Annotated in this window: 16 protein-coding genes; 4 read left to right on the forward strand and 12 right to left on the reverse strand. The window is 52.5% G+C overall.

Annotated features, from left to right (window positions below):
* Positions 1-22: 22 nt before the first annotated feature.
* Positions 23-3079 carry a D-2-hydroxyglutarate dehydrogenase YdiJ gene (gene ydiJ / locus CWE12_RS01775; RefSeq protein ID WP_338024160.1) on the forward strand — a complete coding sequence of 1019 codons (3057 nt, stop codon included), beginning with the start codon at positions 23-25 and terminating at the stop codon, positions 3077-3079.
* Positions 3080-3159: 80 nt separating this feature from the next.
* Here ydiJ and CWE12_RS01780 read toward each other — a convergent pair whose 3' ends face one another.
* Entirely contained in the window at positions 3160-4206 is a 1047-nt protein-coding gene (locus CWE12_RS01780) for a Glu/Leu/Phe/Val family dehydrogenase (RefSeq protein ID WP_126787910.1), read from the reverse strand.
* A 253-nt stretch (positions 4207-4459) separates the two neighbouring features.
* Here CWE12_RS01780 and CWE12_RS01785 point away from each other — a divergent pair, with 253 nt between their 5' ends.
* A complete protein-coding gene (locus tag CWE12_RS01785; RefSeq protein ID WP_126787912.1) occupies positions 4460-4888 on the forward strand; it encodes a DUF4826 family protein in 429 nt (142 codons plus the stop codon).
* A gap of 44 nt (positions 4889-4932) precedes the next feature.
* On the opposite strand, the gene CWE12_RS01790 is transcribed toward CWE12_RS01785, so the two are convergent.
* The 5 genes from CWE12_RS01790 to CWE12_RS01810 form a co-directional block, all read right to left on the reverse strand.
* Complete coding sequence (locus tag CWE12_RS01790) at positions 4933-6114, reverse strand: cupin domain-containing protein (protein ID WP_126787914.1); 1182 nt, start codon at positions 6112-6114, stop codon at positions 4933-4935.
* Entirely contained in the window at positions 6111-7508 is a 1398-nt protein-coding gene (gene purB / locus CWE12_RS01795) for an adenylosuccinate lyase (RefSeq protein ID WP_126787916.1), read from the reverse strand. The genes CWE12_RS01790 and purB overlap by 4 nt, the downstream gene beginning before the upstream one ends.
* 80 nt (positions 7509-7588) lie before the next feature.
* Positions 7589-8230, reverse strand: coding sequence for a high frequency lysogenization protein HflD (gene hflD / locus CWE12_RS01800; protein ID WP_126787918.1), 642 nt, complete (start codon positions 8228-8230; stop codon positions 7589-7591).
* Entirely contained in the window at positions 8227-9354 is a 1128-nt protein-coding gene (gene mnmA, locus CWE12_RS01805) for a tRNA 2-thiouridine(34) synthase MnmA (RefSeq protein WP_275540973.1), read from the reverse strand. The genes hflD and mnmA overlap by 4 nt, the downstream gene beginning before the upstream one ends.
* 43 nt (positions 9355-9397) lie before the next feature.
* Complete coding sequence (locus tag CWE12_RS01810; RefSeq protein WP_126787919.1) at positions 9398-10033, reverse strand: pseudouridine synthase; 636 nt, start codon at positions 10031-10033, stop codon at positions 9398-9400.
* A 105-nt stretch (positions 10034-10138) separates the two neighbouring features.
* Between CWE12_RS01810 and CWE12_RS01815 the strand changes: the two genes are divergently transcribed.
* Both CWE12_RS01815 and CWE12_RS01820 read left to right on the forward strand, forming a co-directional pair.
* Positions 10139-10924 (forward strand): hypothetical protein, encoded by a 786-nt coding sequence (locus CWE12_RS01815; RefSeq protein ID WP_126787921.1) that lies wholly within the window; start codon positions 10139-10141, stop codon positions 10922-10924.
* Positions 10925-11018: 94 nt separating this feature from the next.
* Positions 11019-11900, forward strand: coding sequence for a glucosaminidase domain-containing protein (locus CWE12_RS01820; protein WP_126787923.1), 882 nt, complete (start codon positions 11019-11021; stop codon positions 11898-11900).
* Here CWE12_RS01820 and ttcA read toward each other — a convergent pair.
* The 6 genes from ttcA to CWE12_RS01850 all read right to left on the reverse strand — a co-directional run bounded on the left by ttcA (position 11897) and on the right by CWE12_RS01850 (position 17966).
* On the reverse strand, positions 11897-12826 hold the full coding sequence (ttcA, locus tag CWE12_RS01825; RefSeq protein WP_126787925.1) for a tRNA 2-thiocytidine(32) synthetase TtcA: 930 nt from the start codon (positions 12824-12826) through the stop codon (positions 11897-11899). The two genes, CWE12_RS01820 and ttcA, sit on opposite strands and share 4 nt — an antisense overlap.
* 82 nt (positions 12827-12908) lie before the next feature.
* The gene (uspE, locus tag CWE12_RS01830) at positions 12909-13835 is read right to left on the reverse strand and encodes a universal stress protein UspE (protein WP_126787927.1); all 927 of its coding nucleotides are present in this window, start codon (positions 13833-13835) and stop codon (positions 12909-12911) included.
* A gap of 62 nt (positions 13836-13897) precedes the next feature.
* Positions 13898-14635, reverse strand: coding sequence for a fumarate/nitrate reduction transcriptional regulator Fnr (gene fnr, locus CWE12_RS01835; RefSeq protein ID WP_126787929.1), 738 nt, complete (start codon positions 14633-14635; stop codon positions 13898-13900).
* A 71-nt stretch (positions 14636-14706) separates the two neighbouring features.
* Positions 14707-15357 carry a sulfite exporter TauE/SafE family protein gene (locus CWE12_RS01840; protein WP_126787931.1) on the reverse strand — a complete coding sequence of 217 codons (651 nt, stop codon included), beginning with the start codon at positions 15355-15357 and terminating at the stop codon, positions 14707-14709.
* Positions 15344-15526, reverse strand: coding sequence for a cbb3-type cytochrome oxidase assembly protein CcoS (ccoS, locus tag CWE12_RS01845; protein ID WP_126787932.1), 183 nt, complete (start codon positions 15524-15526; stop codon positions 15344-15346). Before ccoS ends, CWE12_RS01840 begins: the two co-directional genes overlap by 14 nt.
* A 10-nt stretch (positions 15527-15536) precedes the next feature.
* Positions 15537-17966: a heavy metal translocating P-type ATPase gene (locus tag CWE12_RS01850; protein WP_126787934.1), complete on the reverse strand. Its 2430-nt coding sequence runs from the start codon at positions 17964-17966 to the stop codon at positions 15537-15539.
* Between the last annotated feature and the right edge of the window lie 18 nt (positions 17967-17984).

The raw sequence follows: 17984 nt of genomic DNA on the forward strand, positions 1-17984 counted from the left end.
CTTAAGAAAAGGACCCGAGATCTTGATACTGCCAACTTTATCGCCTGAGCAAACCCTGCAACCTGAGTATGAGGCCTTTATTCAAGCCCTGGAACGCACAGCGTTCAGTGGCGATATTGACCTCACATACGCTGGTCGTCTGATTGCATCAACAGATAATAGTATTTATCAGCAGCTTCCGCAGGGGGTGGTTTACCCGCGTACCCAGGAGGATGTTGGCATTGTGATGGCGCTGGCGGCGCAGGCCGCTCACCAGCAGATTCAGTTCTCCCCGCGCGGCGGTGGGACTGGCACCAATGGACAGTCGCTCACCAGCTGGCTGGTGCTTGATTTGAGCCGCTATCTGACCCGGGTTCTTGAAATCAATATTGAAGAAGGCTGGGTGCGTGTTGAAAGTGGCCTGGTCAAAGATGCCCTGAATAAGGCACTCGCGCCCCACGGTTTCTTTTTTGCCCCAGACACCTCGACCAGCAACCGTTGTACATTGGGGGGCATGATCAACACCGATGCCTCAGGGCAGGGCTCGCTGGTATACGGTAAGACCAGCGACCATATTCTTGAACTGGCCAGCTACACGCTGCATGGTACACGCTTAACCACCCGTCCGGTTCCGCTGAAACAGGCCCGGGAGCTGGCACAGCTGGCCACACCTGAAGGCGGCATCTATCAGCAGGTGATTAAAAGCTGTGTCGACCTGCGCGGTGAAGTGGTAAAACGCTTCCCGCCACTTAACCGTTTCCTCACCGGCTACGACCTCAAGCATGCCTATGATGCAGACAGTGAACAGGTGGATCTCAGTCGGCTGATTGCAGGTTCGGAAGGAACGCTGGCGGTGGTCACTGAGGCCAAACTTAATATCACCCGCATTCCACGGCATAAAGTCCTGGTCAACGTCACCTATAGCAGCTTTCAGTCGGCCTTGCGCCACGCACCAGCGTTAGTCAAAGCGCAAGCCACGTCAGTTGAAACCATCGACAGCAAGGTGCTTGACCTGGCCCGCAATGACATTGTCTGGCATGGGGTTAAAGACCTGCTGGAAAGTGATTCAGCGACGCCGATGGACGGCATCAATATGGTCGAATTCACCGCTACGTCTGAGTATGCGCTGGAGAAAAAATTAACCAGTTTAACCAGCATGCTGGACGGCAGTATACGCCAGCAAAATGGGGTGATCGGGTATCAAATTTGCGATGACCCTGCCAGTATCGGCCGAATTTATGCGATGCGCAAAAAGGCAGTTGGCTTACTCGGCGCGACAAAAGGGGCGCGTAAACCGATTGCTTTTGTCGAAGACACCGCAGTACCGCCGGAGCACCTGGCTGACTACATCAGCGAGTTTCGCGACTTACTCGATGCGCACCAGCTTAACTACGGTATGTTTGGCCACGTCGATGCCGGGGTCTTGCACGTCCGTCCGGCGTTAAATATGCAGGACCCGGAGGACGAAGCGCTGGTGCGGACGATTAGTGATCAAGTGGTTGCGCTGACCGCGAAATACAAAGGTCTGATGTGGGGTGAGCATGGCAAAGGGTTCCGTTCAGAATACGGCCCGGAGTTTTTTGGTGAGCTGCTGTATCAGGAACTGTGTAAGCTAAAAGCGGTGTTCGACCCATTAAATCGCTTAAACCCCGGTAAGATATGCACACCGTATCAAAGCCAGCAGGCATTGGTGAGTGTCGATGCCACCAAACGAGGCTGGTTTGATCGCCAGATCCCGCTGGCTACCCAGAGCGTTTATCAAACAGCGATGGACTGCAATGGCAATGGCTTGTGCTTTAACTTCGATAAAGATACCCCAATGTGTCCGTCCTTCCGCGTCACCGGCGATCGCCGCTACTCGCCGAAAGGCAGGGCCAGCCTGATCCGCGAATGGCTGCGCCTGACAAGTATGGCGGGTCTGGATGCGGCGGTTGAACCCAAGGCGCGTGCGTCCTGGTGGCAGCGCTGGCGTAACCGCAAACAGACAGATGATTTTAATCATGAGGTCAAGGCCAGCATGGATGAATGCCTGGCCTGCAAAGCCTGTGGCTCACAGTGTCCGGTTAAGGTTGATATCCCCAGTCATCGGGCGCGGTTTTTAGCCCATTACCATAGTCGCTATGGGCGACCGCTGAAAGATTATCTGGTCAAGAATATTGAACACTGGCTACCGCGCATGGCGGCGCACCCGCGACTTGTAAATAGTCTGATGGGTGGACGGCCCGGACGCTGGGTTTCGGCTGAATTGCTCGGCTATGTTGATGCCCCCAATTTGTCGGTGCCGGCACTGACCCGTCGGGATGCCTACCGTAAGGCACTCAGCTGGCAGCAGTTTCTGGAATTACGCCAGGGTAATGCGCTGAATGAGGCTGAGCAGTCTCATTTTGTTGGTATCGTGCAGGACCCGTTTACCTCATTTTATGAGGCAGAGCTGGTTGAAGATCTGCTTAAACTTGCCGCACGCCTCGGTGTGCAGGCGGTGATCCTGCCGTACCGGGCGAACGGCAAAGCGGCGCATGTGAAAGGGTTTTTAGCCGAGTTCCGGCAGCTTGCCAGGGTTCAGGCGCAGCAGCTACAGCAAGCGGCCGACATGGGCTTACCGCTGGTAGGCCTCGATGCATCGACGGTGTTATGTTACGCCGATGAATATAAGCAGTTCCTAGGCGCTGAACGCGGTAACTTTAAGGTTAAGTTAGTCCAGCAGTGGCTGCAGGAGGATGTCGATGAGAGCATCCTGCGCGATTTTATTAAGCCCGTACCGGCACCAGCCAGTCACGAACAGCCGGTGGACTTATTGCTGCATTGTACGGAACAGACGGAACTGCCGCAGAGTGGCGCTAGCTGGCAACAGATCTTTGCTAAAGTAGGTGTTGAGTGCCGTCCACTGCAAACGGGATGTTGCGGTATGGCAGGGACGTATGGCCATGAAGCCGAGCACCAGGCGAAAAGTAAACAGCTGTATGCAATGAGCTGGCAGCCTAAGCTGGCATCCAGCGACAAGCCTCTGGCGACCGGCTTCTCGTGCCGCTGTCAGGCTCAGCGAGTGGACCAGCGGCGCTTGCAGCATCCGTTGCAACATTTACTGCAAGTGCTCAGTTAGGGCGTTTACCCGCTACAATTTACCAGGCACAAAAAAAGGGCTCAATTGAGCCCTTTTTCTATCGAACTGCTTGCAGCGGATTAGCCGCGGCTAGCAGCCTTGGCTTTAAGGATTTCCCGCGCCATTTCATCCGCAATTTCACCGGTAGGGCGGTCTTCCGCTTTAGCCCGGCTGAAGATACGGTCCAGCGTGTCGTAAATAGCACGCACACGGGCCGCGGTATCTTCGGTAGTCATGGCAGCGGCTTCTGAACAGACGTGAATAACACCACCCGCATTAATAACGTAGTCAGGCGCGTACAAAATACCCATATCTTTTACGATACGGTCATGTGCAGGGGTCGCCAGCTGGTTATTTGCACTACCAGCGATAACTTTCGCTTTGATCCGCTTTAAGGTGCCGTCATTAATGGTCGCACCCAGCGCACAAGGGGCATAGATGTCCATCTCGACGTCGTAGATTTCATCGATGCCGACAGCAGTAGCACCAAGCTCCTTCACAGCGCGATCAACCGCCTCCTGATTAACGTCACAGACAGTCAGGATAGCGCCGTCTTTCGCCAGGTACTTGGCAAAATCGTAACCCACAGCACCAAGGCCCTGGATCGCAATCTTAAGACCTTTGATGTCATCACTGCCAAACTGATGCTTGGCTGCCGCTTTCAGGCCGAGGTAGCTTCCCAGCGCGGTATGTGGTGATGGATCGCCGGCTTTTCCTTCGGTACCAGCGACATAGCGAGTCTGGGTAGCGACCAGCTCAATATCGCTGGTGCGAATATTAACGTCTTCCGCAGTGATATATTTGCCGCTCAATGAGTCAACAAAACGACCATAGGCTTTAAACAGTTCCGGTGACTTGTCGGTTTTTGCATCACCGATGATAACGGCTTTACCGCCGCCTAACGGCAGTCCGGCGAGGGCGCTTTTGTAAGTCATCCCGCGTGACAAACGCAATACGTCGGTTAAGGCTTCGTCAGACGATGCATAATTCCACATCCGGGTGCCACCTAAGGACGGACCCATAGTTGTGTCGTGTACCGCGATAATGGCTTTGAGACCGGTCGCTTCGTCGTGGCAAAAAACCACTTCTTCGTGATTATCAAATTCCTGATGATCAAATACTGACATACGTTCCTTTCAACCTCATTGTGTTGGTATCTGCGGGCACGACAACTGCCTGGCCCCTTAAAATGCGCGTAAACTACCACTTTCAACTGGCTAAAACCAGTTTAGGGTGTCGAAATATTGCGTAATTCAAACAGATGTTTAGCAACTAGAGTTTACACTTGTTGCAGACCGCGAATTTCCTGTGGTTGGCGCTTCCTTGTCAGCGCGGATATTGGTACGATTTAGCTTTGAAATGTAAACAAGACGTAGGCTTATGAGCGAACAACAACCAACTCCGATGACAGAAGAACAAAACCAGGCGTGGGTGCGGGAGCAATTTCAGAACGCCAACCGCTATCTGGCTGAACGCGGCATGCTAAGTGACCGTATTTTAACCAAAGATTCCCGTTACCTGATCCCAGATGTGGCGATCTGGAAGTTTAAGCTGCAGGACGGTAAAAAAGTGTGGGTGGTTAACGGTGCTGTGACCATGGATCATGTATCAGCCGACGTGGCCAAGTCTGCCCGTGAAGCGCTCCGCCATTTTAGCCTCAACTGGCAATTGAAAGCAGAAAACATTCATGCCTTAGGGGATGCTGCCGGAGAAACGGAATTAAAAATGGCGCAATTACTTATTCGCCATGCAGAACTCTTATATGCAGTGGGGAATGACGAACGTTTGTGGCAGAACGCGCCGGTTTAACGTCAGGCACGGCAAATCATTCAGTCAAAAGCAAAGAGCAGGCGTTATGCCTGCTCTTCTGTTTCGACAAACCAGAACCCTTCATTAATGAACTGGGTCAGCAGTTGCAGCGCCGCTGAGCTCAGATTGAGTTCAAGTAAACTGGCCGTAGCAATTTGCAGATGGGTATTCAGCAACAGGGTAAAAAGCTGCTGACTGCTTGCGTCAGTCAGCTCGAAACGCTGTCCCTGCACCAATCCATAGCGTTGACCAGCTACGTCAGTGGTTAGCATGCGCAAGCCCACTGCGCGCTGAAGACTTGGGTAGCGTTGCAGATAGCGTTTCACCCCGGACTCGGTTACTGCTGTTTCAGGCCACACCAGCAAAGGTGGCCGTGGATTTTGCGACAACAGCTGACAAATCACTTCATCCAGTACCTTGTTGTCATTCAGTGCATCACGCATGAGTTGACGAAACCCTTGCAGGGCATTTTCATCCAGATGCCAGCCCGCAGGTTTAGCGTTGGAGTTGTCATCGCCGACTGAATCTTTGAAACGGCGTTCAAGGGCATCGTTATCCAGTGCGTAATCGGCCAGTGCGGAGAGCAACTCAGCCTGGCTTGGGGCGCGAAAACCGACCGAATAGTTGATGCATTCACTCAGTGACTCGCCAGCATGCGGAAACCCGGCTGGTATATAAATCATATCGCCAGGTTCAAGCACCTCATCCAGCTCAGCCGTAAAGCCCTCAATCTGCTTTAAATCCGGATGCGGGGTAATGGTGGTATAGTCGCCGGGAGAACCGATCTGCCAGCGTCTGCGCCCCTGACCCTGAATAATAAACACATCATACTGGTCAAGATGTGCACCGACTCCGCCACCCGGCGTTGAATAGCTAACCATCAGGTCGTCAATGCGCCAGTCGGGGAGGAAGCGAAAGGGCTCTATCAGGGCCTGCGCCGGTGGGAAGTGTTCGTTAACCGCCTGCACCAGCAAAGACCAGCCCTGATCGGGCAGATACGAATAGTCTTCAACAGGACCATGTTGTAAATCCCATTGACCGTCCTTGCTACTAATCACGCGCGAATCAACCCCGGGTTCGAGAGCGACACCGGCCAGCTCGTCTGCTGAGATTGGATCTGCGAAATTCAGGAATGCCTGACGAATGACCCGCGGCCGCTTTTGCCAGTCGTTACGTACGAAGTCGCTAACATCGAAAGCGGCTGGGTTTAGTTTAAATTCACTCATTCGCTTTGCAGTGCTGCCATCGCCGTGTCTAACTCATCGACAAACTGAATCGCCTGGCCAATATAGGCCGCCGGGGTCCAGCTTTTTAAGTCGGTTTTAACCGCCTCTGGCAGCGCTAAGGTATCGATAAACTCAGCCATCGCCTGTTGATTGACGCGTTTGCCACGGGTCAGTTCTTTCAGTTTTTCGTAAGGCTTTTCAATCGAATAGCGGCGCATCACGGTCTGAATAGGTTCTGCCAGCAGTTCCCAGTTTTGATCAAGTTCACGCAGCAGGCTGGCCTCGTTCACTTCCAGCTTATTAAGGCCTTTCAAGGTGGCATGATAGGCAATCAAGGAGTGCGCGACACCGACTCCCAGATTACGTAATACAGTCGAGTCAGTCAGATCCCGCTGCCAGCGCGACATCGGCAGCTTTTGTGCGAGGTGAGCCATGATCGCATTGGCGATGCCGAGGTTGCCTTCAGAATTTTCAAAGTCGATAGGGTTTACTTTATGCGGCATGGTCGATGAGCCAATTTCGCCGGCCACTGTTTTTTGCTTAAAGTGGTTAAGGGCAATATAGCCCCACAGATCACGGTCTAAATCGATAAGAATCGTATTGAAGCGAGCCAGTGCATCAAACCACTCGGCAATGTAATCATGCGGTTCAATTTGGGTGGTATACGCGTTCCAGTTCAGTCCAAGCGATTCCACGAACTGTTGTGACACCTGATGCCAGTTGACGTCAGGGTAGGCGGCCAGGTGCGCATTGTAGTTACCCACAGCGCCGTTAATTTTACCTAGCAGCGGAACGGCTTTGAGCAGTTGCAACTGACGCTGCAAACGAATGGCGACGTTGGCAAACTCTTTACCCATAGTGGTCGGCGTAGCCGGCTGGCCATGGGTTCGTGCCATCATGGCGACTTCTTTATGTTCTTTGGCCAGCGCAACAACTTTATCAACCACCTGTTGCAACACCGGCAGGATGACCTCATCCCGCGCCGTCCGCATCATTAACCCATGGGACAGGTTGTTAATGTCTTCAGAGGTGCAGGCGAAGTGAATGAACTCGGTCACTTTGGCCAGTTCAGGCTGGTTGGCAACTTTTTCTTTAAGCAGGTATTCCACCGCTTTAACATCATGGTTGGTGGTGCGCTCAATTTCTTTGACCCGTTCAGCGTCAGCTTCGCTGAATTCATTTACGATGGCATCAAGGTGGGCATTGGCTTCAGCACTGAGCGCCGGCACTTCTCCGATGGCGTCGATTGCCGCGAGTTTTTGCAGCCAGCGCACCTCAACCGTAACGCGGAATTTGATCAGGCCGTACTCACTGAATATTGGACGCAGTGCGTCGGCTTTGTTGCCGTAGCGGCCATCAACAGGGGAAATTGCAGTCAATGCAGATAATTGCATGAGCGGAGCTCCATGGTCAAAGTAAGTAAAAGTATCGTAGCAAGCGTTCTGCTAGCGGCCACAGGCCACTAGTTATGTGGTTAAACGCTCAGGGAATTCAGTATATCGCGTGTCGCATTCAGCATCTGCTTGCGGTTCAGCACCACCTGGCGACGTTTGCCACCCAACTGGCGCCAGAGCACGGCACTTCGTATACCAGCCAGTAGCATGGCCCGAATACGCTTTTGTATTTGAGGCTGAGTTAAAAAGTTCGAGTCACCCTGAATCTGAATGCGGGGGCCGATGCCGCTAATGATATCGGAATAGGCCGAACCCAGATTGGCAGTGATATCACTGTCCTCAAAGGCAAAGGTTTCGCGCTGGCGTTTTATCTGGCTAATAGCAGAGCCAAGCTGGTTCATAGCTTTGTCATTGCGTGCTAAACGGCGTTCCAGTTGCAGCATACCGACGACATAACGGGTTTGTTCGACATCTTTGTCGCCGCTAGCGTCAAGTTGGCGTAACAGGACTTTTAAACCAGGTAGCAGGGCGCTGAGCGGTTGATAAATACTTTCAGTGTCTGCAGCATCCACAATCAGGGTTGAGTCGATGAGCACCTGCGCCGCTTCTGGTGGGTTGACCTGGCCACGTCGGGCAAGCTGCTGGACACAGACCGAGGCCAGACACACGCCGGAGAACGCCAGCATCCGTTGATGCCAGATACCACTGCTTAGCTCACTCATAAAGCGACCTCGTGCTCGGTAATTCGTGCCTCGATAATACCGCCACCTAAACAAACCTCGTTCAGGTAGAAAACCGCTGACTGCCCGGGCGTAACTGCCGCAACAGGCTCGTCAAAATGCACTTCGACACTGTCATCATCAAGCGGCACCAGGCGACAGGCAATGTCTTCCTGACGATAGCGTGTTTTTACTGTGCAGGTGAAGGATTCATCACATACCTCGCGGTCAAGCCAGTGTAACTGCTTGGCGATCAGGCCGTTCGAATAGAGGCGAGGGTGGTCACGGCCCTGCGCGACAATCAGTTGATTGGCGTCGACATCTTTATCAACCACATACCAGGGGTCTTCGCCGGCGTTGGCTAAGCCGCCAATTAATAACCCTTTACGCTGCCCTAAAGTATGGTACATCAGACCCTGATGTTGCCCTAATACGTCACCGTCAACACTGACAATGTCGCCCGGCTGCGCTGGCAGGTACTGTTGTAAAAAGTCTTTAAACTTACGTTCGCCGATAAAGCAGATCCCGGTCGAGTCCTTTTTATCATGGGTAATCAGGCCCTGAGCCTCGGCAATAGCGCGTACTTCTGGTTTTTCCAGGTGTCCGATGGGGAACAGGGTCTGGGAAATATGCTGATGGGACAGGGTATACAGGAAATAGCTCTGATCCTTGTTTTCATCCAGGCCACGCAGCAATTGCCAACGCTCGCCGTCAAAGCGACGCTGGCAATAATGCCCGGTCGCAATGTAGTCGGCACCCAGGGCGTCCGCTGCAAACTCAAGGAAGGCTTTGAATTTAATTTCTTTGTTGCACATGATGTCGGGGTTTGGCGTACGTCCGGCTTTGTATTCTTCAAGGAAATACTCGAATACGTTGTCCCAGTATTCAGCGGCAAAGTTAACCGTGTGCAGTTCGATACCGAGTTTTTCGCAAACTTTTTCAGCATCGGCTAAATCCGTTGCTGCTGCGCAATATTCGTCGGTGTCATCCTCTTCCCAGTTTTTCATAAACAGCCCTTCGACCTGGTAGCCCTGCTGCATAAGCAGGTACGCCGAGACAGAAGAGTCGACACCGCCGGACATACCGACAATGACTTTAATTTGAGAAGGATCACGTTCGTCTAGCACTTTGCCTACGACCTCATGGTTAGTTTAAAACGCGCGGATCCTATCACTTTTTCAGGCTTTGCGCCATGTTTGGCGGCAGCTTTGCAGGCACTTCGCGACTAGTTTCCGGGGCCAGACCTTGCAGATCCCAGGGGCCTATCTGATAGCGAATCAAGCGCAGCGTCGGCAAGCCGACCGCTGCGGTCATACGCCGCACCTGGCGGTTTTTACCTTCGCGGATGGTTAACTTCAGCCAGCTGTCGGTGATGCTTTTTCGCTCCCGCACTGGCGGGACACGTGGCCATAGCCAGCTTGGTTCGGCACAGGTTTCGACCTCGGCCGGTAAGGTGATGCCGTCCTTTAGTTCAACGCCTCGTGCCAGGTGCTGCAGTGCCTGTTCGTCAGGTTCGCCCTCGACCAGAACAAAATAGGTCTTTGCCAGTTTAAATTTGGGGCTGCTGATTCTGGCTTGTAACTGGCCGTCATTGGTCAGCAGCAACAAGCCTTCGCTGTCTTTGTCTAAGCGTCCGGCTGGATACACGTCGGGCAGGTCGATGTAGTCTTTTAACGTCTGATCGCCCGGCTCACCACTGAACTGAGAAAGCACGCCAAATGGTTTATTAAACAACAGCAAACGCGGGGTTTGCGGGCGCGGGCGGCGGCTCTTGTGGCGTCGTTGTGCAGGGGGCGTTGTATTCATAACCAGTTAACTCTGCTTGTTCAGTTGTGATTTTGCGGCGTTCTGCATGCTATGATGCGCGCTAAATAGTGTTGAGAATGAACTTTTTAACTGGACGAAGTATACATGAAGCAGGACAAGCGTGTTGGTGGCAATCTGGAGCGGGCCCTACAAGAGAATCACAGCTTTAAACCACTGGATGTGCTGGTGGAGGGCTGGCAACTGACAAAAGTTTCTTTTTTCAGTCTGCTCGGTGCGATTTTTTTTGGGTTCCTGGTATTTTTAGCCATCGCGATGGTGCTCATGCAGGTGTTTATTGGTACCCCGGATCCAGAAGACGCGCGCACGGTCATGACACTGCAGTTAACTCAGACACTGGTTATGCCGCCGTTATTTGCTGCTATCCACGTCATGGGGTTACGCCATAGCGTAGGCGAAAAGACACGGTCCATGGATGTCTTTAACTTTATTCGCCAGCCATTTTCCTTTATTACAGTAGCGGTCATTAGCCAGTTACTCACCTTACTGACTGCCGGGATCTTACCGCCGTTAGTGGCGCTGCCTGTGATGGGCTTCATTCTGCTGACGTTATCAATGGCGTTGCCACTGGTCGCTGACTATAAACTTCACCCGTTCGCAGCGGTTAAGTCCTCATTCATTGCGACCACACGTCGCTTCGGCTCCTTCCTGCTGGTCTACGTGGTTATGTTTGTGCTCTTTTTGCTAAGTCTGCTGACACTGGGGATTCTTTTAATTGTGGTGGCGCCGTATTTTTATAACGTTAAAGCAGTGATGTACCGCGAGGTATTTGGCGTCGCAGTGGGGCAGGACCCACTGGGTGACGGGCCGGACCATGGAATTAAGTCAGAGAGTAGCCGCCGGGGAGCATCCTCAAATACCTTTGATGCGTAGCGACGACGACCTCGTCGCAGCGGAGTGCGAATGACGGATGAATTGTAAAGATAACCTTGGTATAGTAAAGCCTCATTTGTAACGAGGTTAATGCATGAAATGGTTTGTCAGAAGTGCAGCAGCACTGATTGTCGCCGCCGCCATAGCGGTTCCCTTTGTTCAGCATAGTGGTCGGGATGCTCAACAGGACGACACAGCTGGATCACCCAGCCAGATTGAGCGCCAGTCCCAGCCACCGATAGACCAGCCGTTATCGCAGCAAACAGACTTCGTGCCAGCATTCGCTGACATTTATGATGTGACAGAGCGCAAGCGCGAATTCTTCGCCTACTTACTGCCTGCCATTGACGAAGTAAACCAACGCATTACCGAACAACGTGCCTACCTCAATCAGCTGCAGAACAAAGTTGAACAGGGCGAGTCGCTGAACCAGCGTGAACAACGCTGGATAGAAGCCATTGTCAGCTATTACCGGGTCGATGAAGAGCAACTGCAGGAGCAACTCGCGGTATTGAATCGCCGGGTTGATATTGTTCCGGGTACACTGGTATTGATCCAGGCCGCCAATGAATCAGGTTGGGGTACCTCTCGGTTTGCTACCGAGGGTCTGAATTTCTTTGGTCAGTGGTGCTGGACTGACGGTTGCGGTATTGTGCCGGGCTCCAGACCTGATGGTGAGCGTTATGAAGTTCGCCGCTTTGATAGTATGGAAGCCTCGGTAGAGTCCTTTATTCGTAATTTAAATACGCATTTTGCCTATGCAGAATTGCGGCAGATGCGGCTCGAAGAGCGAGAGCAAGAAGACAGCGTCAGTTCAACCACGCTAACCGCGGGTTTAATGAGCTATTCTGAACGCGGCCAGGACTATATTGATGAGCTAAACCAGATGATCCGGATTAATCGTCCGATCATTGAGGATGTTCGTGATGAAGGCCTGCAAGTCGAGGCAGAAGGTACTGCTACAGTCGACAGTTAAGTCGGCTGTAGCAGGTTAACGACCTGGATTTGCTGTGCGTTGGTTGAAGAGTCTTGTGACGCCTCAGCAAATGTATGACTGCCAGGTACCGTTGGCGCATCAAAGGCGGTGTCCCCGTGTTCGGTTTGCTCGCCCGTTGCGCTGACGCTGGCAAAGTCAAAAAGCGCTTTGTCTGCCAAATGAGATGGCACCACATTTTGCATCGCGGTGAACATGCTTTCGATGCGGCCAGGGAATTTGCGATCCCAGTCTCTTAACAGTTCTTTGATTTGCTTGCGCTGCAGGTTTTCCTGCGAACCACAAAGATTGCATGGAATGATCGGGTAGCCCTGTCCCTGCGCATAGCGCTCAATGTCTTTTTCTTTCACATAGGCCAAAGGCCGGATTACCACATGCTCACCATTGTCGCTGGCGAGCTTCGGCGGCATGGATTTCAGCGTTCCACCATGAAACATATTGAGGAACAGCGTCTCCAGCATATCGTCACGGTGGTGACCGAGCGCTATCTTGGTCGCGCCAAGCTCAGCCGCAGTGCGATACAGAATGCCCCGACGCAGTCGGGAACACAGCGAACAGGTGGTTTTCCCTGCAGGGATCTTGTCTTTTACAATTGAGTAGGTGTCTTCTTCGACAATTTTATAGTCGATTGCCAGGGTATCCAGATAAGCAGGCAACACGTGTTCAGGGAAGCCTGGTTGTTTCTGATCGAGGTTAACTGCAACAATGTCAAAGTGAATTGGCGCCACCTTTTTCAGATACATCAGTACCGACAGCAAGGTATAGCTGTCTTTGCCACCGGACAAACAGACCATCACCTTGTCACCATCTTCGATCATTCTGAAATCGCCAATGGCCTGGCCGGCTAAACGACGTATCCGCTTTTCCAGTTTATTCATACTGTATTGCTGCTTGGCGTTCTCTGACATGGTTTTACCTGTGTAACTGCGGGCAAAAAGAAAGGGCGCCAGTATACAGTTCCACTCGCGCCCTTACAATTTAATGCCTGTGTTAACTGGCTTTTAGCGGTGACTTGAAGCCTTCAGGTTTAATCGCGAGAACGTCGCAGTTGAGTTGTTCAATCACGTGCTCGGCGGTATTTCCCAGTAATGCAGCGGTAAAACCAGTGCGACCAATGGTTCCCAGAACTACCAGTTCAGCATCTATTTTCTCAGCCAGTGCCGGTACCTGATCTTCAGGAAGCCCCTCACGGACGTGCAAATTGGCATGATCAATGTGATGTCGGTCAGCCAGAGTGGCGAGCGATTTCTGGTGATAGTCACGAACATTAGCCTGATAATCACTGGTATCGAACTCGGGAATCTCTATCGCCATGTTAAGGGGGGCAGTGGGGTAACAATTCAGCAGGTGCAATTCAGCCTGTAGAATTTCACTCATTTGTTTACCCGCAGCAATAATACGTTCATTCAATGATTGATGTGATTCGTCCTCTGCGCCTGCATTAACGGCACCAATGATCCGGCCATTTGGCGGCCACTCATGCTCTTTAACCAGCAGCACCGGGCACGGGGCTTTGCGTAGCAGATGCCAGTCGGTGGGGGTGAAAATAACACTCTGTAATTTGTCGTGACGGCGGGTGCCTTTGATAATCAAATCATGACCGCCATCAAAGGTGGCCTTAATAATGGCTTCAAAGGGACGGTGGTGCCAGACCACCTCAATGTTGACTGTTAGATCGCGGACATCAAAGGCTTTTAGTAAATCAGCTGCCCATTCACGCTGTTCTTCAATCAGCGCTTTACGCATATTCTCACGCTCTTCCCCGGACAGCATGGTCGTCATTTCATAGGAAAAGTCGTAAATCGAAACAAATAAGGTAAGTGCACTGTGTTCAAGTCGGGCTAATTTGACGGCCCGCGCAAGGGCTTTTTGTTGATCCTGATTAGGATCAAGAACAACTAAAATTCGGTTATACATGAGGCCTCCAGCTCGCTGATATTATTACTTATTTATCAGTGTAGCCGAGACCAACGAATTAGCTATGATGTAGCGCAAGCTCTTAACTGAACACCAGCAATGCTCTGCAGGCGGTCGACGTCGCGCAACAGAATAAACTTCCCGTCTACCTGAATAGCGGCTTCTTTATGCAGTTTGCTCAGGAGCCGACTTACGGTTTCAACGGTTAAACCTAAATAATTGCCAATTTCAGCCCGGGTCATACTGAGGCGGAACTCTTTTGACGACAGACCGCGGCTTTTAAAGCGTTCAGAGAAATCAAGCAGGAAGGTCGCCAAGCGCTGCTCCGCACTTTTATTATTCAGCAAGGACAACATCTGTTTGTCCGCACTGATTTCTGAACTCATCAGGCGCATCATTTGACGGCGCAGTAAAGGAAGCTGGTCACTCAGGGTTTCCAGGCTGGAATAGGGTATCTCACAGACCATTGAGGTTTCCAGTGCTTCTGCAAACGAGGTGTAGTTATTACTGTGCACCGAGTCGAAACCAATTAGATCGCCAGGTAAATGAAAGGCTGTAATCTGGGCGTCGCCGTCGTTGCTGACGGTATAACTTTTAAAGCTTCCTGAACGCACCGCATAGAGTGAACGCAGGGGTTCGCCAGCCTGAAAAATCAATTCGCCTTTATGGTAGGGACGCTTGCGCTCAATAATATTATCAAGCTTATCCAGCGATGAATTATCCAGCGTATAAGGCAGACACAACTGGCTGATACTGCAGTTCTGACAATTGATATTATTTAACCAGTTTCGATCTGACATGCCAACATTCCTTGCGCTTTACGCTACTGCATAAAAGAGGTTCCGTTCAGGCTCCTTCTGCATGGTTGCTGTTACCATTGTTTAAGTGCAACCCAACAAGTCATAACGCCATAGATAAATAAGGCGCCGCCTGCAATCCAGCGGAATCCCTGAGAACGGACAAACGCCCCTAGTGTGCGGCTAAACATGCCGAAAATCAACATCGACGGTAAGGTTCCGAGACCAAAAGCGAGCATCGTCAGTGCACCGTATCCCGGGTGGCCGGACAACGCCGCCCAGGACAGTGCGCTGTATACCAGACCACAGGGCAGCCAGCCCCATAACATCCCGGCAATTAATAACTTCGGCGCCGGTGCGTTAGGTGGAAAATGACGGGTAAGCGGTTGCAGATAGCGCCATAACACAGCGCCCCCGCGTTCAAGGAAAGTCAGCAACATCCACACCCGGGTTAAATAGAGAGCGAACAGAATCATCATAATGCCAGCCCCCAGCCGAACCATGAGCATAGCCTGCTGATGGATCTGCACCACGGCAAGAATTGCTCCGGCGACAATGGCACCGGCTAGCATGTAGGATAGAATACGACCGCAATTATAGAGTAGTAAGCGGGCAGGGGACTGATGCAGGCCCATGGCGCCGGCAAGCCCGCCGCACATCGCCAGGCAGTGGCCGCTTCCGGCCAGGCCCATCAGAAAGGCTGATACAATATCAAGATTCTGCATTGGGCTTCTTGGTTTTCTTTGCCTTTTTTGGCTCTTCATCGAGCAGTATATTCATACCCTGCCGTTCAAGATCATCAAACTGTCCGTGGCGTACGGCCCACCAGAAAATTCCGATGGCGAACGCGACCAGTAAAATGGCTGCTGGTACCGCAATATGTAAAATTTCCACGCAAGCCTCCTTATGATTTACGCATCAGGCGCAATGAATTGGTTACCACAATCAATGAGCTCGCCGACATGCCTAACATAGCCCATAACGGACCGACATGACCAGTCACGGCCATTGGCAGCACCACCGCATTGTATCCCAGTGCCCAGATAAAGTTCTGCCGAATAACCCGCTTAGTCAGCGCCCCGACATCAAACACCTTTTGCAGCGCGTTGAGACGACCATTCAGGATCACGCCATCACTGCCTGCCTGAGCCAGCTCAGTGCCGCTGGCGAAGGTTAATGATGCATCTGCCTGGGCCAAAACGGGTGCGTCGTTGATACCATCACCGACCATCATTACCGGTCCATCCTGCTGCAATGCTTTAACGGCATTCAATTTGTCCGCCGGTTTAAGTCCGGCACGGACGTCTTCAATACCCAGTTCGCTGGCCAGTGACTGGGCCCGGCGCTGGTCATCACCGGTTAGCATCACCACGTGGATACGGCGCTGCTTAAACCAGTTTATCATCGCCAATGCGTCAGGCCGCAGTTCATCGTCTACCTGAAAGGCGGCTAGCAGATCGTTGCGGTCACACAGAAAGACGTTGGCCTTCGGTAGTGGTGAGGTAAGATCCGGATGCCACTGGCGAATATAGGCCAGGCTACCAATCCGGAACTCGGTGTCCGTATGGGTTGCTGAAAGACCTTGCCCGGGCAAGTTATCCACCTCGCTGAGCTGGACGGCCTGTTCCGCCAATTGCTGGAACGGGCGCGCTAACGGATGTTCTGAGTAGTTCTCAATACTGTGCACAATCTGCTTCAGGTGATCGCTGTCCTGATCCGGGTGGTACCAGGCGTCGATAATGGAAAAACGGCCCTGAGTGAGCGTTCCTGTCTTATCCACACAGAGCGTTTTTATCCGTCCCAGACCTTCGAGAATAGTGGCATTTTTAATCAGGATCCCACCGCGGTTGAGGCGATTGATGGCTCCACTCATCGCAGTAGGCGCTGCCAGTGCCAGCGCACAGGGGCAGGTTGCAACCAGCACCGACAGGGTAATCCAGAACGCATCGGCTGGGTCCAAAAACATCCAGCTGGTAAACGTAAGGGCGGCGATTAACAGGGTGGCAAAAACAAAATAACGACCGACAACATCGGCAAAACGGGCAAAGCGGGGCTTTTGCTCCATCGCGGTGTCCTGCAATGAGACAATGCTCGATAGCAGGGTGTCCTGATGAGTACCGGTGACGGTCAACGTAATCGGACTGTGCTGGTTGACGCTACCGGCATATAGTTGGTCACCGGCGCGTTTTGCGACCGGTCGGCTTTCACCGGTTAACAGGGATTCGTCGCACCAGGCCGTCGCAGTCTGCAGGCGCCCGTCAACTGGTAGAGGCTCACCTGGTTTGACTCGTATAGAGTCACCGGCCTGCAGGTACTTGACCATGACTTTGTGCCACTGGCCCTCTTCTTCGCGCTCTGCGATGGCCGGGATAAGCTTCATCAGGTTGGCTGCGTTGGCGATGGCCCGGTGTTTTGCCAGCAATTCAAGGTAACGCCCCGACAGCAACAGAAACGCAAACATTGAAACGCACTCGTAATAGATCTCGCCGGTATCGAAAATGGTGGCATAGAAGCTGGCTACAAAGGCGAGCGCCATGGCCAGCGAAACCGGCACATCCATATTCACCGTGCGGGCCCGCAAGGCGCGAATGGCGTTGGCAAAAAATGGCTGACAACTGTAGACGATAACCGGCGCGGTAAACAGCAGTGACACCCACCAGAAATAGAGCCGGTGCATGTCATCAATGTCGTCGTAGTAGAGACCAAAGGCGACCATCATGGTCTGCATGGAAGCCAAACCCGCCACCCCTAAGCGAAGAATATAGCTGCGTCGTTTTTTCTCAAATGACTGTTCCAGATCCGCTTGCTGGAACGGCAGGGCACGGTAACCAACGGCGTGAATGGCGGCGAGTATATCGCTTAGCTGACATTGGTTGGCGTCCCATTTCACGTGCACCCGGTCAGTGGAGGCGTTGACTACGACATGTTCGACCCCCTGGGTCGCATTGAGCTGGCGTTCGATCAGCCAGGCACAGGCCGCGCAGGTCATGCCTTCAACGGCCAGGGTTACTTCGGCCGTGCTGCTATCATTTGAGGTGCGTACAAATTCGCGTTGAATATCCGGGTCGTCATAGGCTTTAACCTGTTCATTCAGGGCCTGCAGCTGGTCAGGTACCAAAGCCTGGGGGATGCCGTCGGCGTCCACCTCACGGAATTTGTAGTAATGAAAAAGGCCCTGATCAATGATGGTTTGAGCCACGGTCTGGCAGCCGTAACAACACATCGGCTGCTCGCTGTCCTGGATGGTAACAGTCAGGTTCAGCCCGCGGGGGATAGGCTGATGGCAATGAAAACACTGGCTTTCCTGTGTTTGCGGGCGTGCAATGGACTGCATATCGTTTGCGTACCTTCC

Source organism: Aliidiomarina sedimenti (assembly GCF_003986955.1).
Classification (GTDB): Bacteria; Pseudomonadota; Gammaproteobacteria; order Enterobacterales; family Alteromonadaceae; genus Aliidiomarina; species Aliidiomarina sedimenti.